Source organism: Lachnoclostridium sp. An196 (assembly GCF_002160135.1).
GTDB lineage: Bacteria > Bacillota > Clostridia > Lachnospirales > Lachnospiraceae > Hominiventricola > Hominiventricola avistercoris.
In genome coordinates, this window is record NZ_NFJZ01000005.1 from 223504 (window position 1) to 242137 (window position 18634).

Genomic DNA, 18634 nt, shown 5'->3' on the forward strand with positions numbered 1-18634 from the left:
ATATTATTTCAGGAACCGATCCATAAAGTCCTGTTCTGCCAGGATCTCAACGCCCAGTTCTTTTGCTTTTTTGTTCTTTGATGAATTGGATGTCAGATCATTGTTGATCAGACAGTCTGTCTTGGAAGTAACACTTCCCGTTACCTTTCCTCCCCTGGCTTCAATCGCTTCTTTCAAAGCGTTCCTGTTTTCAAAATAATTTAACGACCCGGTAATAACAATCGTCATTCCTTCCAGATTCCTGGGTTGTCCGCTTGTTTCTTCTTTCTGAATATCCAGTTCTTTCAGAAGATCATCCAGCCAGCGATTGTGCTCCTGATCGGCAAAATAAGTCTCCACTCCGGCTCCGATCACTTCTCCGATTCCCGGAATACGGCTCAGATCTTCCGCTCCCGCACTCCTCAGACTGTCAAGATCATATCCATATTCCCGGCAAAGCACCTTTGCGTTGGCCAGGCCAATATTAGGAATTCCCAGGCTGTAGATTACCCTCGGCAAAGTAGTATGACGGGATCGTTCCAGACTATCCATCAGATTCTGAAAAGATTTCTCTCCAAATCCTTCCATCTGAACAATTTCGTCCCGGTACCGGTCCAGGTGATACAAGTCTGCATACTCTTTGACAAATCCGTTTCCTATAAATTTTTCCAGTGTCATCTCCGAAAGACCGTCAATATTCATGGCATCCCGGCTTACGAACAGCGTGAATGCCTTGATCTTTTTTGCCTGACATTCGGCATTGGTACAGTACAAAGACTCTACGTCATTGGTTTTCTGAATACAGGTTGTCCCTCCGCAGACCGGACAGACAGACGGGATCTCGATATTGCCGCTTCCCGTCAGATCTTCTGCGATCTGCGGAATGATCATATTCGCTTTATATACCGTGATCCGGTCTCCGATCCCAAGCTTAAGCGCTTTCATGATACTCAGGTTATGAACGGAGGCACGGCTGACGGTCGTCCCTTCCAGTTCCACCGGTTCAAAAACGGCGACAGGATTGATCAGACCGGTTCTGGACGGACTCCATTCCATCCTGACAAGCGTAGTCTCCCGGATCTCATCTCTCCATTTAAACGCAATAGAATCTCTTGGAAATTTTGCCGTACTGCCCAGTGACTGTCCATAGGCAATATCTTCATAAATGCAGACCAGTCCGTCCGACGGCAGATCATTCCCGGGAATCGCGTCTGAGAATTCCCGCACTGCCTGCGGAACGCCTGCACCCGTCACTTTTTTATACTCTACTACATCAAATCCCTGAGATTTCATCCAACGGAACTGGCTCTCTCTGGAATTTTCAAAATCCACCCCATCGGCGCGCACCAGAGAAAACGCATAGAAATATACGTTTCTCTGTGCTGTAATCTCGTTATTCAGCTGACGCACAGATCCGCTGCACAAATTTCTGGGGTTCTTATATCTGGCCTCTTCTTCCGGTATCTCCGCGTTCATCCGTTCAAAATCCGAATACCGGATCACTGCCTCACCTCTCAGTACCACTTCTGAAGTACATGGAATTGAAAGCGGCACATTGCGGAACACTCTGGCATTATTGGTAATTACCTCACCGATTTCTCCGTTTCCCCTGGTAACGGCTTTCTTAAGTTCTCCCTGGTTATAAGTCAGCACCACTGTCAGGCCGTCCAGTTTCCAAGACATAAGCACCTCATGGTCTCCGGCAAAATCCGCCAGTGCCGCCACGTCCTTGGTTTTATCCAGGGAAAGCATCGGACTCTCATGTCGTTCCTTGGGAAGCTCGTCCACCGCTTCATATCCCACTTCCGCTGTAGGGCTCCCGGCCAGCACTACCCCTGTCTCCTGTTCCAGTGCCGCCAGTTCATCATAGAGACGGTCATAGTCATAATTACTCATGATCTCCCTGTCTTCCTGATAATACGCCTTGGACGCTTTACCCAAAAGGGCGGTCAGCTCCCGTATGCGTGCCAGTTTATCCATTCTGTCAGTCCTCCGTCTCTGTATTGTCTGTCTGCAGCAATTCCAGCAGTTCTTCCAGTTCCTGATCTGTTACATTCCTCCACCCGCCGGTCTTAAGATGTCCCAGGCGAATGTTCATAATCCGTACCCGCTTCAGTTCCTGTACATGATACCCCAGTTCTTTGCACATCCGGCGGATCTGGCGGTTCAGCCCCTGAGTCAGAATAATCCGGAATCTGCGCTTTCCTATTCTCTCCGCTCTGCACGGACGGGTGGTCACGTCCAATTCTTTCAGATACACCCCCGCTTCCAGATCCTTCAGGAACCGTTCATTAAACGGCCTGTCTACCATGACTTCATATTCTTTTTCATGAAGATTCGCTCCCCGCATCATCTGATTGATCAGATCGCCATCATCCGTCATCAGAAGCAGCCCTTCCGAATCCTTGTCAAGTCTGCCTGCATATGTAATCCTTCTGGGATATCCCAGAAACTCTATAATATTCTGATCGCCGCCCTGGCTGACCTCCGAACAGACGATCCCGCGAGGTTTGTTGACTGCAATTAAAGTAATCCGCTCCTTTTTTTTCTTCACGACGGGCTTTCCGTCCAGTTCCACTTTCTGACCTTCCTGAATCTGCATTCCGGTCTGTGCAGTTTTCCCGTCCACCAGAACGCGGCCCTGCAGGATCAAACGGTCCGCTTCCCTGCGGGAGCAGACCCCTGCCTCACTCATATATTTATTTAAACGAATCATATCTGTTTTCCTCCCTCACCATCTTATCAAATTTGCCAAGAGAAGTAAATAATCCATTGCCGCGCCGGCCGGTCGTTCCCGACAGGCACGGTCAATGCAAAACATGCCTTATTTCAAATAAGCCTTCAATTTTTCGATATTTTTTTCTTCAAAATCCATCAGTTCCTGTGCCAGTTCATAATATTCTTTCTGAACGCTTTTATTCGATTTCACAACCTTCATTAAATCTGTAATTCCTCTGGTATTTCCCTGGATCATGAGTTCTGCCAGATGCTCTGTACTTGCATTCAGCAGCGTATTCATCTGAATGCCTCCCCACAACATAGTACGGTTAAGCAGTTTTTCCTCCGGAGGCGTCTCTTTTGCTTTCTGATACTCCTTCTGCAGCTTCTCTTCCAGCTGCACAAATTTGCAGGCCTGTCGATTCAGATCTAATGCCAGATCATCATCCTCTACCTTCCCGATCACTGCGTTGATCGCTTCCCGGCCCATCTGCGCGTTTCGAAAACTCTCATCTAAAACGGCTCTGTCTGCTCCTGATAACATAAAAAAGCTCCTTTCCCTGGTAGTTGCTACTAGGGTATGGAGCTTTTTACTTTTCTATTCCAGGTATTCTGTCAGAATATATCCGGTCATCCCATTATACTCGATCTGGCTCCAGCCATTGTCATACGACTGAATCTGTGTAACAGTCTCTCCCGGATAAACCAACGCCAGTCTCTCGGAATCTGTTGAGGCCTCCGCGCGCATGTTGACACTTTCCGTCACCCTCGTCTGACGGCTTTCGGAAGATGTTCCGGCGCTCTGTTCCTCCCCGGAGGTATCCGCCGAAGCGGAACTGCCTTCCAGATATTCGGTCATAACATATCCGGTTACCCCATTATATTCAATCTGGCTCCAGCCATTGTCGTAAGCCTGGATCTGTGTTACAGTCTCTCCCTGATAGATCAATGCCAGCCTCTCGGAATCCGTTGACGCTTCCGCACGCATGTTGACGCTTTCCGCGACTCGTGTCTGACGGTTCAGAACTGTTCCTTCACCGGTTTCCTCCGCCGTTTCTGCAGATTCTGCGGTTTCTCCTGCCTCGGCGGTATCCGCAGTCTCCTCAGCCGGTTCCTCTGTCTCTTCCGTCTCCGTTGTCTCTGTTGTCTCCTGACTCTCAGCTGATTCTTCCGTCAGCTCTCCGCTGATTCTCTGAATAAATTCCGCCAGCGTAGGATCCTGTTCCTGTGCCTGCTGGTATCTGGTTCGGACATCGTCGTAAAGCGCCTGCACATCCGGATCCTGCTCCAGCTCCGCCACATATTCCTGCATGCTTTCATCAATATCTCCATAATGGATCAGGCGGTTTCCGCTCTCATCCTTCGGGCCGACATACAGGCAGATAATATCCGGCGCGCTGGTTTCGATATTAATCAGCTTCATGTCATAACATACAAATACAATATAGGAGTCTTCCACCGGACCGTCTTTTGTGTAAGAAGTCACATTCTCATAAGCTTCTATAAACGCCGAGCGGCTCTGTATGCTTGCCTTATCCTCATCCGTCAGCACGTCTACAATCGCTTCCAGAGAATCCACATCTCCGCTCGCCATATATTCGCAGTATCTCTCGATCAGACGCTCAATAGAGGCATGAGTATTCTCCTCCAGCTCATTCGGCTCTTCTTCCACGGCTTCCGCTGTGTCTTCTGTCGTCTCCGCGTCGCTGCCCTGCGCCGCTTCCTCAGCCGTACTTTCCTGGTTCGCCGCGCTTCCGCCTCCTGCCAGCGCCGCCACAGCTACCACAAGGATTACCGCTACAACAACTCCGATTTGAACTTTGTATTTCATAAACAACTCTTTCCACTTCATCTGTTCCATATCAAACCTCCTGCCAAAATAATCATTGTGTACCTCTGCCGACAGCAGCCGGCCATTTTTGCATATGAAAAATGCACCTGACAAGATTCGAACTTGCGACACCGGGCGTCGGAGGCCCGTGCTCTATCCAGCTGAGCTACAGGTGCATGGCTTATTACCTCAACTATCATACACTAAGTTGAGGAAATAAGCAAATGTTTTTTGTAATAAATCCGTAATATTTATAATTTTTTTATATTTTCAGCTCGCCCGTATCAGAAAAATAACGATACACATGTCCGCTCAGATAGTCTTCCGGGGTTACGCAGGTCTCATTTACTTCCTTTACCAGCGCCTCCAATTCTGCCGGATTGCCCGAATAACTGACCGGAAGAAGGATCACTTCATGGATACTGCTGGGAAGCACATAAAACTCTTCCCCGATCTGCCGGAAACACCGGCGCAGCACATCAGGAATCAGCATCACAGCCGCGCCATACTCCCTTTCCCGGATCCCCAGCACATACATACCGCTGGTCTTCCCTTCCAGACCATACCCCTCCAGCAGCTGCTCCATGGGTTCCAACATAACCGGGATTTCCGCCATATTCTCTGCAGCAATATGGTACAGTTCCTTCAGATCAATCCCCCACTGTTTCATATGACTGTTATGAATCAACGCAGTTGCGTTGCGAATAATCTCTTCCGGGATTTTCAGATAAAACACTACCGCCAGATCCAGCCAGAATAGATGCGGGACATCCCGAAGCAGTTCTTCATTTCTCTCCCGCGAGATCAGACGGTAGTAAATCCGTTCTTTCATTTTTTCGTATTCCAGCACCTGCAGAAGATCATTTCCTTTTTCCAGCAGGCTTTCCCTCTGCACTTTCAGAATCTGCTGCGCCAGTTTACGGATCTCGCCTCTGTGGATACCTTCATAATAATAATGATTCACGTAAACCGTCGGCTGCTCTTTTCGTCCTCTGACGCAGCAGGAAAAGCCATCCATTTTCACGCTGTTGTTCTTCAGTACACGTACTCTGTGAATATGCTCCTCTTCTCCCGCCAACAGACAGATCTCCTGTTCCAGCATATCCAGGAATTGTGTGTATGTCATAATTACCCCTTTTCTTTTCCCTGCCGTCTCAATATGAAATTGTATCTGTGGAATCAGTGTGCGAAAGCACAAGAATGTTTATATCTGATATACAGTTTACCGGATTCCCCTGCAGATTGCAAGCCTGAATTTGCGAAAAATATCAGGCGGCCAGGCCCCGGAGGCCAAACCGCCTGACATGTCGTTCAGATCTTTGATATCCGTATTAAACGCGGGACAGGTACTCTCCGGTCCTCGTATCGATCTTGATCTTGTCTCCCTGCTCTACAAACAGCGGTACGCTTACGACAGCGCCGGTCTCAACCGTAGCCGGCTTGGTCGCTCCGGTAGCCGTATCTCCTTTGAAGCCCGGCTCTGTATCGGTGATCTCCAACTCTACAAACAGAGGCGGTTCTACTGCGAACACGTTTCCATTGTAAGAGCAGATCTTCACCATTTCATTTTCCTTTACGAATTTCAGAGCGTCTCCGATATCGTCGGCATTCAGAGCGATCTGATCAAAGGTTTCTGTATTCATAAAATGGAACAGGTCTCCATCACTGTACAGATACTGCATGTCCACGCGATCAATACGTGCCGCCGGGAATTTCTCGGTGGGACGGAAAGTCTTCTCAACTACACCGCCATTGATGATATTTTTCAGTTTCGTTCTGACAAAAGCAGCACCTTTTCCCGGTTTTACATGCTGAAACTCCAAAATCTGATAAACATTTCCCTCGATCTCCAAGGTAATGCCGTTCCTAAAATCTCCTGCTGAAATCATTCTGTTTTCCTCCTTACGTTGTGTGAGGAACGCATAATCCTCACAGTTTATACTATTTTATAATAGAATGGCTATTATTTCAACTGTTTTTTCAGGCGTCCAGAATCCGGCGTGTCTCCTGCCGGATAATCTGTGCCACCTGATGCACATTCCTTCCATCTGTCCGGACGCAGAGATGGGCCGCTTTCCGGTAACTGCTCTCCCGCTCTCTCATCAGCCGTTCCACTCTCTGTTCCAGATCTTCTCCGTTCAGCATCGGACGGCTGCCGTCACTTTTTACTCTTCCCAGAATCGTCTCTTTTTCCGCGGTAAGATAAATCACGCATCCCAGAGCGCGCAGGAGCTGCCTGTTCTCTTCCCGGACCGGCATCCCGCCTCCCACGGAGATCACGGAGTGCCTGGTATCCTCCTTCATTCTCCGGAGAAGATCCGTTTCCAGATCGCGAAAAAAGGACTCTCCATACTTTGAAAAGATATCCGGGATACTTTGTTTCTGCTCGGCGACGATCCGGTCGTCCGTATCTACAAACTGCAGCCCCTTTTCCCGGGCCAGCAGTTTCCCAACCGTCGTTTTTCCCGCGCCCATAAAACCAATTAAAATCAGATTGTCCATGTCATCCTCTATCCCAACATTTTTTTCAGTTCATCCATAAACGTATTTACATCTTTAAATTCCCTGTATACGGATGCAAAACGTACATACGCAACAGAATCCAGGTCTTTCAGCTTTTCCATCACCATCTCTCCGATCTCGCGGCTGGATATCTCGCGCGCTTCTTTTTTAAAGATTCCCGCTTCCACTTCATCGATCATTGACTTGATCTGGTCTGCGGAAATGGGCCGTTTATGGCAGGCGCGGAATACGCCGCCTTCTATCTTGGAACGGTCGTAAGTCTCCCTGTTGTTGTCTTTCTTAATCACGATCAGAGGAATCATCTCGACCTTTTCGTAAGTCGTAAAACGTTTCCTGCACACATCGCACTCTCTCCTGCGCCGGATCGCATTTCCGTCTTCTGCCGGTCTGGAATCTATCACTCTGGTATTATCTTTTCCGCAAAATGGACACCTCATTAGAATCCTCCTTATCTGTATCAGTATATAACAGGAACATTTTTCCTGTCAATCATACGTTGCTTTTCATGAACCCTGCAACTTTCCGCATACAATAATGAAAAAAGGCAAATCATGAAAAATCATATCCGTTTCTGTGAATTAAAACAAAAAGATGTGATCAACCGGTGCGACTGCAAAAAACTTGGACGGATCTGCGATCTTATTTTCGACGAATGCAGCGGAAGGATCTGCGCCATCGTCATTCCCGGCCCCTTCCGTCTCTGCGGACTTCTCGGACCGGATCAGGAATACGTCATTCCCTGGAATAAGATCTGTCAGATCGGTCCTGACATTATATTGGTAGAGGTCTGCGCAGAAGATGTTCTCAGTCAAAGAAAAATCTGGCATTGATTATTTTATTTCCCTCTGCATAACCAGATTTTTTTGGGAAATGCTTTTATTAAATGTGACACGGCAGGAGGGAAGCAATGATTTTGAACAAGGTAGAAATCTGCGGAGTCAACACATCGAAACTTCCGCTTCTTACGAATGAGGAAAAAGAAATGCTCTTTGAGCGGATACAAAAAGGGGATATGGAAGCCAGAGAGTTGTACATCAAAGGAAACTTAAGGCTGGTGCTCAGCGTGATCAAACGTTTTTCCTCCAGCAGTGAAAATGCGGATGATCTGTTCCAGATCGGCTGTATCGGGCTTATGAAAGCTATCGACAACTTTGACTGCACTCTGGACGTAAAATTCAGCACCTACGCAGTCCCTATGATCGTAGGCGAAATACGCCGCTATCTGCGGGATAACAACAGTATCCGCGTCAGCCGTTCCCTGCGGGACACCGCTTATAAAGCAATCTATGCCAAGGAAAAACTTCTGAAAGAGAACTCCCGGGAACCCACCATCCAGGAAATTTCCGATGCTGTCGGTATTCCAAAGGAAGAGATCGTCTATGCTCTGGACGCGATCCAGAGCCCCGTAAGTCTGTACGACCCGGTCTATACAGAAGGCGGGGACACCCTCTATGTAATGGATCAGATCAGCGACCGAAAAAACAAAGAAGAAAACTGGGTGGAAAAACTGTCTCTCTCCGAAGCCATGAAACGCCTGTCTCCTAGGGAAAATCACATTATCAATCTCCGATTTTTTGAGGGCAAAACGCAGATGGAAGTAGCGGAAGAAATCCATATTTCCCAGGCGCAGGTCAGCCGTCTGGAAAAAAACGCGCTGAAAACCATGCGCAGCTATCTTAAATAAGTCAAATAAGAGGACTGTCCTGAATCGCAGATCATTTTCAGGGCAGTCCTTGTTTTTTCTATTCGTATTTTACGATTTCTTTCTTCAGCCTCCCGATGATCTTCTTCTCCAGTCTGGAAATATATGACTGGGAGATTCCCAGCAGATCCGCCACCTCTTTCTGGGTCATCTCCTTTCCCGCCGGATGATTCAATCCAAAACGAAGTTCAATGATTGTCTTTTCCCTCTTGGAAAGTTTGGACAAAGCCTTTTTCAGCAGTTTTCGCTCCACTTCGTTCTCCAGATCCCGGTAAATAATGTCTTCGTCTGTTCCCAGAATATCAGACAAAAGCAGTTCGTTGCCGTCCCAGTCCACATTCAGCGGCTCATCGATCGATACTTCCATCCGCAGTTTGCTGTTTCTTCTCAGATACATCAATATCTCATTTTCAATACACCGGGACGCGTATGTAGCCAGTTTAATATTTTTATTCCTTTTAAAAGTGTTAATAGCCTTGATCAGTCCGATCGTCCCGATGGAGATCAGATCTTCCACACCTACTCCTGTGTTATCGAATTTTTTTGCTATGTATACGACCAGACGCAGGTTATGCTCAATCAGCGTCGTCTTCGCCTGCTGTTCATGTTCCGTCTCCAGTCCCAGAATCGCCTTTGTCTCTTCCTCTGCGTTAAGCGGCGGCGGCAGGATCTCTGCTCCTCCGATATAATGTATTTCTCCTTTCTGGGAAAAAAACATACTCTTAAACCGCGGAGCAACCTTCAGCTGAATCTGATGTGGAATCGTCACCTTGATAATCATAATGCCTCCTCTATGAGGATAGCAAGTCACGATGAAGTATCATCTGGTACCGCCCTGTCTCTCCCGGCATACAAGCCACCAGCGGCTTCTTTAATATCCGGATGCCGTCCGGACACTCCACCTCCATCTCTTCCAGGGTATACGCCTCAAGAAGGCCTTCCTGTGAAATGGTCCGGTAAGGAATGACTCTCGGCAGATTCTCATAATCGGACTGCTGCAGGATCATCTGCAGCACGCTTTTCTCCAGAATACTCACCGGCCTTCCGGATATCGGGTCCCGCAGACTGTTCCCTGTGTCATACAGTGCCTCCAGCTCTACCCGGCTGCCGCCATGCTTGATCATAACCTTGCATGCCAAAGCTGCCTTATGACGCCGGTATTTCCGATACGCTTCTCCTGCCAGTACCAGAAGCGCCGCCATAGTGCCAAGACCCAGGAACCAGATACCTGCCAGTCTATGGAATTGTTCCAGATACTGTACCATGCCGCCAAGCAGCAGACCTTCCAGATACACAGACAATATGCGTTCTCCCAGATATCTCCGGCCCGGATATGCAGCCCATGTCATCACTGCAGCCAGCATCAGGGTCCCCAGAAAATACCCTGCGCCATTCAGCTTCGCCGACATTATAGTGAGCACACAGGAACCGGCGCCTCCCAGAACAGCCGCCATCAGAATCCTCCGAAGCCGGATCGGAATCCGTCCTGCCCAGGCCGTGACCAGCAGCAGCAGAAAATCCATCCAGAAGTTTTTTACGAACAGCACATCTGCATATACTTCGTAGTACACTTGCCACCCTCTCTCATATGGTAATCCCCATTATAGGCAGGAGGCCTTAAAATCTCTGTCGGATACTGCGGTTCCGGACAGCTTTTTTTACTTCAAAATTCGACATTTGTTCTGGTCTTCCCGCTGCTGTCCTGATACAATAAAAAGGAAAATCCAAGGAGGTCTATGCTATGGAAAAAAGTATTTCAAAAGACAACTATGAAACACTGTGCGCCGACTGGCAGAAACGTTTTCTTCAATTAGACACTGATGCGCTGATAAAAAAACTTCCCGGGATCTATTCTGACGGCTCCCGGCTTATGATCCCGCACTTTCACCGCAGATACGCGGTCAGCCTTCAAGACGGAAGCATCCGCTGCCTGGACAGTGACATCCCTGTCTCACTGTTCACCAAACTGAACATCTATACATTATTCTGGTACTGCAAAGACAAGATCTCCGATCCGGACGACTGGATTCCTTTCCGTGACCTGAAAGACGCCTCTCCTTTCGGCCCGGCTTTCCAGCGCTCTGTCATTCATATATTTTCAGGAACTTTTTCGGGACATATAAAAGAGTTAGAACAGGCGTGCCTGTCTCTGGGGGGACGGAAATTAAATATCTCCGATATGGGCTATGAACTGGATGCATTTCCATGTATTCCGGTACGATTTTTATTCTGGGACGGAGACGACGAGTTTCCGGCTCAGTCTAATATTCTCTTCCGGCGAAACTGCGTGGACTTCATTCATGTGGAGAGCATCGTCTCCATCGCCTCGGAGGGGCTGGCCCGTCTGTCGGAAGCATCCGGAATACCGCTTCACTCCGGGGGTTTTTAGACCGGAAAAACCGGCCCCGGCAAACATACGATCTGCCGGGGCCACAGTCAGTTACAGGATATCAATATATTCTCCGGCCAATGCCTTGTTCATGCTGCGCACCGCACAGAATTTTCCGCACATGCTGCAGGTATCGCTGTGGTCATCCTCCGGCTTTCTGCTGTCCCGGATCATCTTCGCCGTCTCCGGATCCAGCGCGCAGGCGAACTGTTCATCCCAGTCCAGTTTACGGCGGGCGTCTGCCATGCGGTCGTCAATGTCTCTGGCTCCCGGAACCCCTTTGGCGATATCTGCCGCATGCGCGGCGATTTTGGAAGCGATGATTCCCTGCTTCACATCATCCACATTCGGCAGCGCCAGATGCTCCGCCGGAGTTACATAACACAGGAACGCCGCGCCGTTCATGGCGGCCACCGCCCCGCCGATAGCACCGGTAATATGGTCATATCCGGGCGCGATATCCGTCACCAGCGGTCCCAGTACATAGAACGGCGCTCCCATGCAGATACTTTTCTGTACCTCCATGTTGGCAGCCACCTGATTCAGCGGCACGTGGCCCGGTCCTTCCACCATTACCTGAACATTATGGTCCCATGCGCGTTTGGTCAGCTCGCCCAGGCGCACCAGTTCTTCGATCTGGCATACGTCCGTGGCGTCCGCCAGACATCCCGGACGGCATGCATCGCCCAAAGAAATGGTCACATCGTACTGTTCACAGATGTCCAGGATCTCATCAAAGTATTCATAAAACGGGTTTTCCTGACCGGTCATGCTCATCCAGGCAAATACCAGGCTTCCGCCCCGGCTGACAATATTCATCTTTCTCTTGTGTTTCCGGATCTGATCGATGGTCTTTCTCGTAATTCCGCAGTGCAGTGTAACAAAATCAACGCCGTCCTCTGCATGAAGGCGCACCACATCGATAAAATCTTTCGCCGTAAGCGTGGCCAGATCTCTCTGGTAATGGATCACGCTGTCATAGACCGGAACCGTACCGATCATAACCGGGCATTCACGGGTCAGTTTCTGACGGAAGGGCTGCGTATTGCCGTGGCTGGACAGATCCATGATGGCCTCTGCCCCCAGGTTCACCGCGCTCATTACTTTTTCCATCTCAATATTGTAGTCCTTGCAGTCTCTGGACACGCCCAGATTCACGTTGATCTTGGTGCGGAGCATACTGCCGACCCCTTCCGGATCCAGACAGGTATGGCGCTTATTGGCGCAGATTACCACTTTTCCTTCTGCCACCAGCTTCATCAGCTGTTCCAGCGGCATCTTTTCCTTTTCCGCCACAATTTTCATCTCTTTTGTGGCGATCCCTTTCCTTGCCGCATCCATCTGTGTTGTATACTGTTCCATTTCCATTCTCCTTTTCGGTAAAAATTATATTCACATAGCCGGTTCCCATCTCAGACCATATATATGGTTGACCGGACCGGATCCCTTTCCCAGATTCAGTCCTGCCTCCAGGGCTCCGGTAAGGTATGCCTTCGCTCTCCTCACGGATTCCTCCAGGCTGTAACCAAGTGCCAGGTTGCTGGCAATGGCGCTGGACAGAGTACATCCTGTTCCATGGGTGTTGGAGTTGTCCACTCTTTTTCCGGGAAGCCAGCGCATCCCTCCATCCATGCAAAGCAGGTCATTGGCGTCGTTTACCCGATGACCGCCTTTGCAGAGAACCGCGCAGCCGCAGGATTTCTGAAGCTTTGCCGCCGCTTTCTCCATATCCTCCGCATTCCGGACTTCCATCCCGGAAAGGACTTCCGTCTCAGGAATATTGGGAGTAATCATTTCTGCCAGAGGAAACAGCTGTTCTCTCATGACCTGGACAGCTTCTTCCTGCATCAGGCGGGAACCGCTGGTGGATACCATTACCGGATCCAGAACCACATGCTCCGCCTCATACCGGCGAAGTTTCTCTGCCACCACCTTCATAATCTCCCCGGAAGACAACATCCCGATTTTTACCGCATCCGGACGAATGTCTGTAAAAATGCAATCCAGCTGATTCGCCAGAAACTCCGGGTCTGCCTCCATGATTCCATACACGCCGGTCGTATTCTGGGCAGTCAGGGCGGTCACCGCGCTCATGGCATATACACCGTGAACGGTCATCGTCTTGATATCTGCCTGGATGCCGGCGCCTCCGCTGGAATCACTTCCGGCGATTGTCAATGCTGTTTTCATATAAATCCTCCTTTTAAAACAACATGATTTTCTATAGCGGCCAAAAGTGGTGCCCCCAGTCGGCCGCTCTGCCCGTGCCGGGCAGAGATCCGCTGTGTACAGCGGTATCTTTTCCCAAATTGTATCTGTTCAGGACGGCATCTTCTTGCCCTCTTTTTCCCGCCGTCCTGAACTGTTACCTCAAATTATTAAAAACATTTTTCCGAATCAAGGAAATTCCGTACCGCTTCTTTTTTGTCCTCTGCCGCAAATAGCCCGCTGATCACAGCCACGCCGGCAATCCCGCTCCCTTTCAGTCTCTGTACGTTGTCCAGCCGTATGCCTCCAATGGCCACGGCAGGGATCTTTACAGCTCTGCAGATGGCCTGCAGTTCCTCCAGAGAAAGGTTTGTCGCGTCTGTTTTCGTACTGCTTCCAAATACGGCTCCGCAGCCGATATAATCTGCGCCTGCCGCCTGTGCCGCCAGCGCTTCCTGCACATTGTGCGCGCTTCCTCCTATGATAAATCCGTCTCCCAGATAGGCTCTTGCTTTCTCAATCCCCATATCCGACAGCCCCACATGTACGCCGTCGGCTCCTGCCTCCTTCGCGATATCCGGACGGTCGTTGACGATAAATGGTACGCCATATCTCCGGCACAACGCTCCTATTGCTTTTGCCTCTGACAAAAAAGCCGCGTCATCCAGAGTTTTCTCCCGAAGCTGTACGCAGGTTACTCCTGCGTCCAGCATCTCTTCCAGGACCCCTGCAAGCGTCTCTCCTTCTTTCATCCAGCTCCGGTCTGTCACCGCATACAATCGAAGTTTCTCTGATCCTATCTTCATTCTGTCTGAATCTCCTCTCCCCGGCAGATCCGGTCCGCCTCATCAAACAAATACTGATGAAAGCTTCCCATCCCTTCTTTTGCCGTATCTATATGTTGTCCCGCCGCCTCGGAGCTTTCTTTCCAGATCCGTCCTGCTTCCCGAGCCGCTTCATATGCCGCTGTGCCGGCGGAAGCAAACATGGCGCAGAGCGCGGACAGCATACAGCCGCCTCCTGTAATCCTGGCAATTCTCCGGTCACCGCCGCTTATGCTTTCTGTCCTCTCACCATCAGACACTACGTCCTGGTTTCCGCTGACCAGCACCGTACAGCTGTAGGCCCGGGCCAGTTCTTCGGCAACCTTTTTCCGGCCGTCCATATCCAGTGTTATCCCGCTTTCCACTCCCTCTGCCACCCCGCGCTGAAGGTGCAGAAGCGTACATGCTTCGCCCTGATTGCAGCGGATCAGCGACGGATTTACCTGACTCAGCAGTTCCCTTAATCCATCCCGGCGGAAGCGGCTTGCGCCCACCCCCACCGGATCCAGGATCACCGGATGTCCCAGTTCATTGGCTTTCCGCCCTGCTCTCACACAGGCCAGAAACTTTTCTCTGTCCGGAACTCCTGTATTGAGCAGTGTTCCATGACACTCTGCCGTGATCTCTTCGGCTTCCTCCGGATCCTGCGCCATGATCGCGCTTCCTCCGCACGCCAGCAGGATGTTCGCCACATCCTGCATGGTGACCGGATTCGTCAGGCAATGGATCCGCGGCCTCACAAGATGAAGTTTCGCAAGTATTTCTTTTCTCTCCATCTTATCTCTGCGTTCCCATGATCTGCCGGAACACTCCGCCTTTCTCCAGAACCGTAATCAGCGCAAAGGCAAGAATGCTTCCCGCCACTGTAGATACCAGGAACGGCACTACGTACACAAAAAGGCCTACCGGTTCTGCTCCCATGAGGAATTTTGCCACCGGATAGGCTGCAATTCCTCCCAGAATCCCCGTACCCAGCGCTTCCGCCACACAGGTAGGAGCAAGTTTCCTGGTACCCATATACATCAATCCGCAGCAGAGCGCCCCTACCATGCTGCCGGGAAATGCCATCAGGCTTCCCAGACCCAGGATATTCCGCAGGAGGCTTGCCGCAAAAGCAATGCCTACGCTCCACCAGGGTCCCAGTGTCACTGCCGCCAGGATGTTGACCATATGCTGAACCGGCGCGCATTTACTGCCTGCCACCGGGAAGCTGAGCATGCTCCCCACCACCGCGATCGCGGTCAGCACTCCAGCCAGGGCAATCCTTTTCGTTGCATCGTTTGTTCTCATATTCCATTCTCCTCTCTTCCTCCTGTTGGACAAACGCCCATACAAAAACGGGGACGCCAACGGCGTCCCCAGTCATTTTCCGGTATCTCTCCCTACGTTGGCATTATCCAAATCAGGTTCTGGGTCGAGACCACTCAGTCTCCTCTCAGCCGGCTTCAGCCAGCTCCCCGTCGCAATATTTACTTTTAAATGCATTATAATGCAGCGCATGGAATTTTGCAACAATTTTCTCACTCCTCCCACACACTGATCCTGCTCCCGTCGCATCCTGTCACCACGGCCTGTTCGGACGTGTCCCAGACAGATACGCCTTCTTCTGCCAGCAGTTCCAGCGTCTTATCCTCTGCCGGTTCTTCCTCCGAGCAGCAGATCACCGCCCAGGAAGGCTGCACGGCTTCGAGCAGATCCTGCAATGCCTTCTGATATCTTCCATGATGAGGCATCTTGATCCAGTCATGCGTCCAGTCCGCCTCTGTATCCAGCATCTGCCCTATCCGGGTCTTCTCGATGTCTCCGGTAAACAGGAAGCGGCATTCGCCATATGTCACGCTTGCCACCAGGGACATGTCATTATCATATTCTCCATCTGTATCCTGGATCTCTTCCGGATCTTCCGCCGGATATATGGTAAAAGACAGTTCCCCGAGCTGTTCCTGGAATGGTTCTGTCACGCGCACCACATTCTCATACCCATCCAGGCATGCCAGAAATTTTGTATATTCTTCCCGGTCTCCCTCATAGTCCGGCATCCATACAGATTCCACTTCCATCTGTTCCATAATATAGGAAGCGCTTCCCACATGGTCTTTGTCAAAATGTGTGATCATCAGGAGATCCAGACTGTCAATTCCTCTTTTCTGCAGTTCACTCAGCAGATATGCGCTATTATCCTCATACCCGGTATCAATCAAAACCACGGTGTCACCTTCCTGCAGGATCAGGGCATCCGCCTTGCCTACCGGCAGCGCTGTGATTTTAAAACCGTCGTCTATGCGTCCCGCCCTTCCCATCCACTGTGTCAGAGACCAGGCAGCTATGAGAACTGCCGCAAGCGCTGCCGCTCCCAGATATTGTTTTTTATGCATTCTATCCTCCGCCCCTTACTTCCATTATCCTTTCAGATCCACAAAGATCGGATCATGTCCCACTGCCGGCAAAAATTTGTCCCAGATCTCCCGGGATTCCATCTTCAGACTGCTGGTATTGATACAGGGATGACACCCAAAATATGGTTCCTCATAGACTTCCCTGTCAATCGCCAGCTGCACCTGTTTTTCGCTGTCATTCATCAGCCCCAGGATACTTACCGATCCCGGCGTCAGATCCAGAGTCCGCTCCAACAGTTCCGGACTCCCGAAAGAAAGCCGGGGTGAATGAATCTGCGCGCAGAACTCCCGGGTAACAAAACGTTTCTTTCCCGGCATCAGCAGCAGATAGAATTTTGTTTTCTGGCTGTTGGTCAGAAACAGGTTCTTGCAGATGTCGATCCCAAGCAGTTCATCTACACCCCTGCAGTCATCCACCGTCATGGCGGCCTCGTGATCCACCCTCTGATAACGGATCCCCAGTTCGTCCAGCAGATCATAAGTACGGATTTCCTTTTCCAGCCGCCCGCTGGTATCCGCCGGCCGCCCTTCATATATATGTCTGTCCAAATTTATCATCTGTATTCTATCCTTTCCTGTTGTCCCATGATTAGATACCATCTTAACACATGCCACATCTGCGGGCAATCAGATCTTCACCTGCTTTATAAAGATTTCATAATGGTATTGACAATATCGATATTCGATATTATACTTTTATTATCGAATATCGATATTGTTAAAAGAAGTAGGAGGATGACATGGCAAGAGAACAATTCCAGAGCCTCAGTGAACAGATGTATTATATTCTGCTCTCTCTCTGGGAAGAACAGTGCGGCGCAGATATTTCCAGACGGGTCATCGAACTGTCTGAAGGGCGCATACGGATCGGTCCGGGCACCCTTTACACACTTCTCGCCCGGTTTGAAGAACAGCAGATGATCCGCCAGACCGGCTGCGAAGGCCGGAAACGCTATTATATCATCACAGAAAAAGGCCGGCAGATGCTGAAGACAGAATATCAGCGTCTGCAGACACTGATACGGGACGGCACGCCTTATCTGGCAGAAAAGGAGGGAAAACCAAATGAGTAAGAAATATGTAATGATCAATTTCCTGGTACATGAATCGGATGCTTTGAAAAACTATCTGGAAGACATGGCCCTGCAGGGCTGGAAGCTGGAAAAGATAGGAAATGTATTCCTGCATTTCACATCCTGTCCCCCGCATCCTGTCCGTTACTGCGTGGAAATCATGGAACGCCCCAGCGTCTACGCATCCAACCAGACTCCCGGGCAGAAAGGATACCGGGAATTCTGTGAAGAAGCCGGCTGGGATTACGTCGGTTACAGCGGATATTTTCATGTTTTCCGCACAGAAGATCCCGATGTGGCCGATGTGGAAACAGATCCCGAGATGCGCTGCCAGCACATTATCCAGGCCGAAGGCAGCAACAGCAAGATGATAGCTGTTCTCTTTGGCCTGATCGCGCTCCCGAATCTGCTCGCCTGTTACCGGGAGGGTACGGTTTTGAATGTCAACGGGCTCTGCGTATTACTGCTGCTTGGCGCATCCGGGTATACCATCGGAAGTTTCCTGAGCTGGAAGCGCCGGGCAGATATAACGCTCTCCACAGCCGGAACACTGCCCTCTGCCGACTGGAGAACAGTCCGTCGGAAGAACACCTGCTGGACCGTGGGGATTTTGGCCATCGCTTTCATCTATGTCTTCTGGACATTAGGCTCGGTCTCTTCCTCAGAATATTTCTCCTATGCGGTCATTGGATTTGTGATCTGGCTCCTTTTTTTCTTCCTGCTGCTGTTATTCTTTTCCAGAATACTGCGCTGGCTCAGAGAAAAAAGAGCATTTTCCAACCGTATGAATATTCTGATTTACTGGGGAAGCGGTCTGATACTCCTTCTGATTCTTCTCGGAATCGTTACAGCGGTCATTTTAAGATTATCTTAATGCGGCTGGCTAAATTGAAATTTTAAATTCCAGTGCAGAGGTAAATTCCACCATACTTTATTTTTTGCTGATTTTGCAGGAAATTTTTGAGCGAAATCTCCTGTTTTCTGCTATAAT

At 49.9% G+C, this 18634-nt stretch carries 22 protein-coding genes, 1 tRNA gene and 1 riboswitch; of the genes, 5 read left to right on the plus strand and 18 right to left on the minus strand.

Annotated elements, in window-relative coordinates:
- Positions 1 to 3: 3 nt before the first annotated feature.
- The 9 genes from ligA to nrdR all read right to left on the minus strand — a co-directional run bounded on the left by ligA (position 4) and on the right by nrdR (position 7488).
- Positions 4 to 1959 (minus strand): NAD-dependent DNA ligase LigA, encoded by a 1956-nt coding sequence (ligA, locus tag B5F29_RS08040; protein WP_087154109.1) that lies wholly within the window; start codon positions 1957 to 1959, stop codon positions 4 to 6.
- A gap of 4 nt (positions 1960 to 1963) precedes the next feature.
- On the minus strand, positions 1964 to 2695 hold the full coding sequence (locus tag B5F29_RS08045; RefSeq protein ID WP_087154110.1) for a pseudouridine synthase: 732 nt from the start codon (positions 2693 to 2695) through the stop codon (positions 1964 to 1966).
- Between the two features lie 108 nt (positions 2696 to 2803).
- Entirely contained in the window at positions 2804 to 3241 is a 438-nt protein-coding gene (locus B5F29_RS08050; protein WP_087154111.1) for a hypothetical protein, read from the minus strand.
- A 54-nt stretch (positions 3242 to 3295) separates the two neighbouring features.
- Positions 3296 to 4558, minus strand: a complete 1263-nt coding sequence (locus B5F29_RS08055; RefSeq protein ID WP_087154112.1) for an SH3 domain-containing protein — start codon at positions 4556 to 4558, stop codon at positions 3296 to 3298.
- Between the two features lie 72 nt (positions 4559 to 4630).
- Positions 4631 to 4704, minus strand: a tRNA-Arg gene (locus tag B5F29_RS08060).
- An 86-nt stretch (positions 4705 to 4790) separates the two neighbouring features.
- Positions 4791 to 5654: a DUF5688 family protein gene (locus tag B5F29_RS08065; RefSeq protein ID WP_087154113.1), complete on the minus strand. Its 864-nt coding sequence runs from the start codon at positions 5652 to 5654 to the stop codon at positions 4791 to 4793.
- Between the two features lie 205 nt (positions 5655 to 5859).
- Complete coding sequence (gene efp / locus B5F29_RS08070) at positions 5860 to 6417, minus strand: elongation factor P (RefSeq protein WP_087154114.1); 558 nt, start codon at positions 6415 to 6417, stop codon at positions 5860 to 5862.
- 91 nt (positions 6418 to 6508) lie between these two features.
- Complete coding sequence (locus B5F29_RS08075) at positions 6509 to 7030, minus strand: shikimate kinase (RefSeq protein ID WP_087154115.1); 522 nt, start codon at positions 7028 to 7030, stop codon at positions 6509 to 6511.
- An 8-nt stretch (positions 7031 to 7038) separates the two neighbouring features.
- On the minus strand, positions 7039 to 7488 hold the full coding sequence (nrdR, locus tag B5F29_RS08080) for a transcriptional regulator NrdR (RefSeq protein ID WP_087154116.1): 450 nt from the start codon (positions 7486 to 7488) through the stop codon (positions 7039 to 7041).
- Positions 7489 to 7602: 114 nt separating this feature from the next.
- Here nrdR and B5F29_RS08085 point away from each other — a divergent pair, with 114 nt between their 5' ends.
- On the plus strand, positions 7603 to 7881 hold the full coding sequence (locus tag B5F29_RS08085) for a YlmC/YmxH family sporulation protein (protein WP_242955607.1): 279 nt from the start codon (positions 7603 to 7605) through the stop codon (positions 7879 to 7881).
- A gap of 77 nt (positions 7882 to 7958) precedes the next feature.
- The gene (gene sigG, locus B5F29_RS08090; RefSeq protein ID WP_087154117.1) at positions 7959 to 8735 is read left to right on the plus strand and encodes an RNA polymerase sporulation sigma factor SigG; all 777 of its coding nucleotides are present in this window, start codon (positions 7959 to 7961) and stop codon (positions 8733 to 8735) included.
- Positions 8736 to 8793: 58 nt separating this feature from the next.
- On the opposite strand, the gene sigE is transcribed toward sigG, so the two are convergent.
- Entirely contained in the window at positions 8794 to 9534 is a 741-nt protein-coding gene (gene sigE / locus B5F29_RS08095) for an RNA polymerase sporulation sigma factor SigE (protein WP_087154118.1), read from the minus strand.
- A 10-nt stretch (positions 9535 to 9544) separates the two neighbouring features.
- Positions 9545 to 10324 (minus strand): sigma-E processing peptidase SpoIIGA, encoded by a 780-nt coding sequence (locus B5F29_RS08100; RefSeq protein ID WP_087154119.1) that lies wholly within the window; start codon positions 10322 to 10324, stop codon positions 9545 to 9547.
- Positions 10325 to 10494: 170 nt separating this feature from the next.
- On the opposite strand from B5F29_RS08100, the gene B5F29_RS08105 reads away from it, so the two are divergent.
- Positions 10495 to 11142, plus strand: a complete 648-nt coding sequence (locus B5F29_RS08105; RefSeq protein WP_087154120.1) for a DUF3786 domain-containing protein — start codon at positions 10495 to 10497, stop codon at positions 11140 to 11142.
- A gap of 51 nt (positions 11143 to 11193) precedes the next feature.
- Here the strand turns inward: B5F29_RS08105 and thiC are convergent, their stop codons facing one another.
- The 7 genes from thiC to B5F29_RS08140 form a co-directional block, all read right to left on the minus strand.
- Positions 11194 to 12504 (minus strand): phosphomethylpyrimidine synthase ThiC, encoded by a 1311-nt coding sequence (gene thiC, locus B5F29_RS08110; RefSeq protein WP_087154121.1) that lies wholly within the window; start codon positions 12502 to 12504, stop codon positions 11194 to 11196.
- 30 nt (positions 12505 to 12534) lie between these two features.
- Entirely contained in the window at positions 12535 to 13332 is a 798-nt protein-coding gene (gene thiD, locus B5F29_RS08115; RefSeq protein WP_087154122.1) for a bifunctional hydroxymethylpyrimidine kinase/phosphomethylpyrimidine kinase, read from the minus strand.
- Between the two features lie 188 nt (positions 13333 to 13520).
- The gene (thiE, locus tag B5F29_RS08120) at positions 13521 to 14156 is read right to left on the minus strand and encodes a thiamine phosphate synthase (RefSeq protein WP_087154123.1); all 636 of its coding nucleotides are present in this window, start codon (positions 14154 to 14156) and stop codon (positions 13521 to 13523) included.
- Complete coding sequence (thiM, locus tag B5F29_RS08125) at positions 14153 to 14950, minus strand: hydroxyethylthiazole kinase (RefSeq protein WP_087154124.1); 798 nt, start codon at positions 14948 to 14950, stop codon at positions 14153 to 14155. Before thiM ends, thiE begins: the two co-directional genes overlap by 4 nt.
- 1 nt (position 14951) lies before the next feature.
- Positions 14952 to 15464 (minus strand): energy coupling factor transporter S component ThiW, encoded by a 513-nt coding sequence (gene thiW / locus B5F29_RS08130; protein ID WP_087154125.1) that lies wholly within the window; start codon positions 15462 to 15464, stop codon positions 14952 to 14954.
- 72 nt (positions 15465 to 15536) lie between these two features.
- Positions 15537 to 15644, minus strand: a riboswitch (TPP riboswitch).
- 50 nt (positions 15645 to 15694) lie between these two features.
- Positions 15695 to 16549, minus strand: coding sequence for a ComEC/Rec2 family competence protein (locus B5F29_RS08135; protein WP_087154126.1), 855 nt, complete (start codon positions 16547 to 16549; stop codon positions 15695 to 15697).
- A gap of 24 nt (positions 16550 to 16573) precedes the next feature.
- On the minus strand, positions 16574 to 17128 hold the full coding sequence (locus tag B5F29_RS08140; protein ID WP_087154127.1) for a prolyl-tRNA synthetase associated domain-containing protein: 555 nt from the start codon (positions 17126 to 17128) through the stop codon (positions 16574 to 16576).
- 182 nt (positions 17129 to 17310) lie between these two features.
- Here B5F29_RS08140 and B5F29_RS08145 point away from each other — a divergent pair, with 182 nt between their 5' ends.
- Complete coding sequence (locus B5F29_RS08145) at positions 17311 to 17643, plus strand: PadR family transcriptional regulator (RefSeq protein ID WP_087154128.1); 333 nt, start codon at positions 17311 to 17313, stop codon at positions 17641 to 17643.
- Complete coding sequence (locus B5F29_RS08150) at positions 17636 to 18517, plus strand: DUF2812 domain-containing protein (RefSeq protein WP_087154129.1); 882 nt, start codon at positions 17636 to 17638, stop codon at positions 18515 to 18517. Before B5F29_RS08145 ends, B5F29_RS08150 begins: the two co-directional genes overlap by 8 nt.
- Positions 18518 to 18634 lie beyond the last annotated feature (117 nt).

Bases quoted from the DNA above. Each gene is read 5' to 3' on its own strand.
- ligA (WP_087154109.1), bottom strand. From the start codon at position 1,959: ATGGATAAACTGGCACGCATACGGGAGCTGACCGCCCTTTTGGGTAAA.
- B5F29_RS08045 (WP_087154110.1), bottom strand. From the start codon at position 2,695: ATGATTCGTTTAAATAAATATATGAGTGAGGCAGGGGTCTGCTCCCGC.
- B5F29_RS08050 (WP_087154111.1), bottom strand. From the start codon at position 3,241: ATGTTATCAGGAGCAGACAGAGCCGTTTTAGATGAGAGTTTTCGAAAC.
- B5F29_RS08055 (WP_087154112.1), bottom strand. From the start codon at position 4,558: ATGGAACAGATGAAGTGGAAAGAGTTGTTTATGAAATACAAAGTTCAA.
- B5F29_RS08065 (WP_087154113.1), bottom strand. From the start codon at position 5,654: ATGACATACACACAATTCCTGGATATGCTGGAACAGGAGATCTGTCTG.
- efp (WP_087154114.1), bottom strand. From the start codon at position 6,417: ATGATTTCAGCAGGAGATTTTAGGAACGGCATTACCTTGGAGATCGAG.
- B5F29_RS08075 (WP_087154115.1), bottom strand. From the start codon at position 7,030: ATGGACAATCTGATTTTAATTGGTTTTATGGGCGCGGGAAAAACGACG.
- nrdR (WP_087154116.1), bottom strand. From the start codon at position 7,488: ATGAGGTGTCCATTTTGCGGAAAAGATAATACCAGAGTGATAGATTCC.
- B5F29_RS08085 (WP_242955607.1), top strand. From the start codon at position 7,603: ATGAAAAATCATATCCGTTTCTGTGAATTAAAACAAAAAGATGTGATC.
- sigG (WP_087154117.1), top strand. From the start codon at position 7,959: ATGATTTTGAACAAGGTAGAAATCTGCGGAGTCAACACATCGAAACTT.
- sigE (WP_087154118.1), bottom strand. From the start codon at position 9,534: ATGATTATCAAGGTGACGATTCCACATCAGATTCAGCTGAAGGTTGCT.
- B5F29_RS08105 (WP_087154120.1), top strand. From the start codon at position 10,495: ATGGAAAAAAGTATTTCAAAAGACAACTATGAAACACTGTGCGCCGAC.
- thiC (WP_087154121.1), bottom strand. From the start codon at position 12,504: ATGGAACAGTATACAACACAGATGGATGCGGCAAGGAAAGGGATCGCC.
- thiD (WP_087154122.1), bottom strand. From the start codon at position 13,332: ATGAAAACAGCATTGACAATCGCCGGAAGTGATTCCAGCGGAGGCGCC.
- thiE (WP_087154123.1), bottom strand. From the start codon at position 14,156: ATGAAGATAGGATCAGAGAAACTTCGATTGTATGCGGTGACAGACCGG.
- thiM (WP_087154124.1), bottom strand. From the start codon at position 14,950: ATGGAGAGAAAAGAAATACTTGCGAAACTTCATCTTGTGAGGCCGCGG.
- thiW (WP_087154125.1), bottom strand. From the start codon at position 15,464: ATGAGAACAAACGATGCAACGAAAAGGATTGCCCTGGCTGGAGTGCTG.
- B5F29_RS08135 (WP_087154126.1), bottom strand. From the start codon at position 16,549: ATGCATAAAAAACAATATCTGGGAGCGGCAGCGCTTGCGGCAGTTCTC.
- B5F29_RS08140 (WP_087154127.1), bottom strand. From the start codon at position 17,128: ATGATAAATTTGGACAGACATATATATGAAGGGCGGCCGGCGGATACC.
- B5F29_RS08145 (WP_087154128.1), top strand. From the start codon at position 17,311: ATGGCAAGAGAACAATTCCAGAGCCTCAGTGAACAGATGTATTATATT.
- B5F29_RS08150 (WP_087154129.1), top strand. From the start codon at position 17,636: ATGAGTAAGAAATATGTAATGATCAATTTCCTGGTACATGAATCGGAT.